The following is a 3,021-nucleotide window of genomic DNA, read 5'->3' as shown; positions in this document are numbered from 1 at the left end:
GAGTAGGTCATCGTCAAGATTAAATTCCGAAACCCCAATTGCGAAAGCAGTTGGGGTTTTGTTTTGCCCGCAGGAAAATGGATTGTTTGAATTCTATGCAGCGGCCCGGTGCATGGCTATTATTCGGGCCTCATTCTGAGGCGAGACCTGCATGCTGACGTTGTTGAACCTTCTGAAGGATGGTCGATTCCATTCTGGTCAGGCTCTGGGTGTTGCCCTGGGAATTAGTCGAAGTGCAGTGTGGAAGCAGCTTCAGCACTTGGAGGCTGAACTTGGGTTGTCCATACATAAAGTTCGAGGGCGGGGCTATCAATTAGCCTCACCATTGACGTTGCTTGACTCGCTCGAGATAGAGGAAAGCCTACCTGGTTGGTCTGTCAGTATCTTTGATTCCGTCGACTCTACTAATGCTGAATCGTTGCGCGCGGTGGATCGGGGGCAGGCGGCTCCCTTTCTTGTACTGGCTGAGCGCCAAAGCTCAGGGCGTGGGCGCAGGGGTCGTAAATGGGTGAGTCCGTTTGCTGAAAACCTCTATTACAGCCTCGTATTGCGCATCGATGGTGGGATGCGTCAGCTTGAGGGGTTAAGTCTTGTTGTTGGGCTCGCGGCTATGCAGACCTTGCATGCGCTTGGGGTGCCAGGTGCGGGGCTGAAATGGCCCAATGATGTATTGGTTGGGCGAAAAAAAATCGCCGGGATTCTGTTGGAGCTGGTTGGTGATCCAGCAGACGTTTGTCATGTAGTGTTGGGCATAGGCATTAATGTGAATATGCAGGCTACAGACGAAGTCGATCAGCAATGGACTTCAATGCGTCTAGAGTCGGGCAAATCTTGTGATCGCAATATTCTGGCGGTTGAGCTGAGTAAGCAGCTGCAGCTCTATTTGCACCGTCACCAATCAGGTGGCTTCTCTGCGCTTCAGTCGGAGTGGGAGGCGAGCCATTTGTGGCAGGGGCAGCCGGTTTCTCTCACTGCCGGTGTCAGTCAGGTGGATGGTGTGGTGCTGGGAATCGATAATCAAGGCGCGCTGCGGCTAAAGGTAAATGGTGTGGAAAAGGTCTTTAGTGGTGGTGAGCTCAGCTTGAGGTTGCGTGATGATTCTTGAGCTCGATTGTGGAAACAGCTTTATCAAATGGCGTGTGCTGAGCGCTGAGGTCGGCGCTTTGGTCGCGGAGGGCGTGGTCGACTCTGATGGGGCGTTGGTTGACGGTCTTCGATCGTTCGAGAAAGTGTCTCTCGAGAAATGTCGCCTTGTCAGCGTAAGGACTGAAGATGAGACCAATTTGCTGATTGGTTTGCTCAAGCGCGAGTTCGGCATTTCCGTTGTCTGTGCGACGCCTGCTCGCGTGATGTCCGGCGTAAAGAATGGTTATGACGATTATGAGCGCCTTGGTCTCGATCGTTGGCTGGCAATGCTTGGTGGTTTTCACCTGGCAAAAGGGGCTTGCCTGGTGCTTGATTTCGGGACGGCGGTGACTGCTGATTTCATCTCGGCGGACGGTGAGCACCTGGGAGGCTTCATATGTCCTGGCATGCCGCTAATGCGTAATCAGTTGCGCACCCATACTCGAAAAATTCGCTATGGGGATCTCGCGGCTGAGAGGGCATTGACGAGTCATGCGCCGGGGCGCAATACAGCTGAGGCTGTCGAGCGTGGCTGTTCGTTGATGCTCAGGGGATTTGTGTTGACGCAGCTAGAGATCGCGCGCTCCTACTGGGGTGATGACTACCGTGTCTTCATTACGGGTGGTGATGCCGAGCTGGTCTCGGATGTTGCGCCTGAGGCACGGATTGTTTCCGATTTGGTGTTCGTGGGTTTGGCTATGGCGTGTCCTTTGTCCTGAGGTTTGTATGCGTTGGTTGTTCCTTCTGCTTCTGGTTCTCAATGTGTTTTATTACGTCTGGCATCAGCAGGAGGCGCCGCTACGCGCAAAGGATGTCACGCCGCTCAGTCTTTATCGTGGCTCGCAACAGGATATTCGCTTGCTGAGCGAGGCTGGTGGTGATGCTTCCCGTGAAAAAAGGACTGGGGGAAAATCTGATGGGCAGTGCCTTTATGTAGGTGGTTTAGCGCGACCCGAGTCCGCCCAGGCATTGGAGCAGCGTTTGACGGAGCTTGGAGCAAAAGCTCTCCCCTCGTCAAAAGAGTCGTCCGGCGGCTCGTATTGGTTCCAGATTACGCCCGAAACCCAGCGTTTGCTGGGGGATGCTCAGTTGCAAAACCTTTCCAAGGAATTCAATGAGTTAAAACATAAAATAATGCTGTGCGAGGGGGTTGCACCGGTCGAATAGTTTGCATAGAATGGCGCCCGCTCCACAGCGAAGACCTGAAAAGGTTGCAGCGGCGGGGTGGTGTCAATGCAGCTAACCTCAGGTTTTTAAATGAGAAAATGCTTGACAGGGGTTTGGCATAGTATAGAATGCCGGCCTGATTAGGAGGGGTTCCCGAGCGGCCAAAGGGATCAGACTGTAAATCTGACGTCTACGACTTCGAAGGTTCGAATCCTTCTCCCTCCACCAGATTTTAGCGTGAGCTGCAGGCTCCGCGGGTATAGTTTAGTGGTAGAACCTCAGCCTTCCAAGCTGATGATGCGGGTTCGATTCCCGCTACCCGCTCCAAGTTTGCAGGTTGTGCAAAGTGTTACGCTCTTGTAGCTCAGTTGGTAGAGCACACCCTTGGTAAGGGTGAGGTCAGCGGTTCAAATCCGCTCAAGAGCTCCATATAACAAGGCAGATATGAAAATATCTGCCTTTGTTTTAATGGCTTGTGTTGTTTGCTCAATTTCTTCTGTTAGGGGTGATATCGATGGCTAAGGAAAAATTTGATCGTTCCCTGCCGCACGTCAACGTTGGCACCATCGGTCACGTAGACCACGGTAAAACCACGCTGACCGCTGCTCTGACTCGCGTCTGCTCCGAAGTTTTCGGTTCGGCCGTAGTTGAATTCGACAAGATCGACAGCGCTCCAGAAGAAAAAGCTCGCGGTATCACCATCAACACCGCGCACGTTGAGTACAACTC

4 protein-coding genes and 3 tRNA genes are annotated in these 3,021 nt (G+C 52.9%); all 7 read left to right on the top strand.

The genetic code is table 11. The features are described from left to right. Positions 1–151: 151 nt before the first annotated feature. A complete protein-coding gene (birA, locus tag AC1Q9F_RS28350) occupies positions 152–1,105 on the top strand; it encodes a bifunctional biotin--[acetyl-CoA-carboxylase] ligase/biotin operon repressor BirA (RefSeq protein ID WP_492621363.1) in 954 nt (317 codons plus the stop codon). Beyond that, positions 1,095–1,844 carry a pantothenate kinase gene (locus AC1Q9F_RS28345; protein WP_492621362.1) on the top strand — a complete coding sequence of 250 codons (750 nt, stop codon included), beginning with the start codon at positions 1,095–1,097 and terminating at the stop codon, positions 1,842–1,844. Before birA ends, AC1Q9F_RS28345 begins: the two co-directional genes overlap by 11 nt. A gap of 7 nt (positions 1,845–1,851) precedes the next feature. Continuing rightward, positions 1,852–2,292 carry a hypothetical protein gene (locus AC1Q9F_RS28340; protein ID WP_207984106.1) on the top strand — a complete coding sequence of 147 codons (441 nt, stop codon included), beginning with the start codon at positions 1,852–1,854 and terminating at the stop codon, positions 2,290–2,292. Between the two features lie 143 nt (positions 2,293–2,435). Further along, positions 2,436–2,520: transfer RNA gene (locus AC1Q9F_RS28335), tRNA-Tyr, on the top strand. Positions 2,521–2,545: 25 nt separating this feature from the next. Further along, positions 2,546–2,619: transfer RNA gene (locus tag AC1Q9F_RS28330), tRNA-Gly, on the top strand. A gap of 26 nt (positions 2,620–2,645) precedes the next feature. Further along, positions 2,646–2,721 (top strand) — tRNA-Thr (locus AC1Q9F_RS28325). A gap of 85 nt (positions 2,722–2,806) precedes the next feature. Beyond that, a partial coding sequence (locus AC1Q9F_RS28320; RefSeq protein ID WP_409308480.1) for a GTP-binding protein occupies positions 2,807–3,021 on the top strand: 215 nt, incomplete at its 3' end.

It is taken from the genome of Pseudomonas sp. GW823-FHT04A03 (assembly GCF_058796615.1).
The sequence above is the reverse complement of the archived record's forward strand: the minus strand, read 5'-3'. Positions and strand labels throughout refer to the sequence as shown.

Coding starts and splice junctions, on each gene's coding strand:
- birA (WP_492621363.1), top strand. CDS start 152: ATGCTGACGTTGTTGAACCTTCTGAAGGATGGTCGATTCCATTCTGGT.
- AC1Q9F_RS28345 (WP_492621362.1), top strand. CDS start 1,095: ATGATTCTTGAGCTCGATTGTGGAAACAGCTTTATCAAATGGCGTGTG.
- AC1Q9F_RS28340 (WP_207984106.1), top strand. CDS start 1,852: ATGCGTTGGTTGTTCCTTCTGCTTCTGGTTCTCAATGTGTTTTATTAC.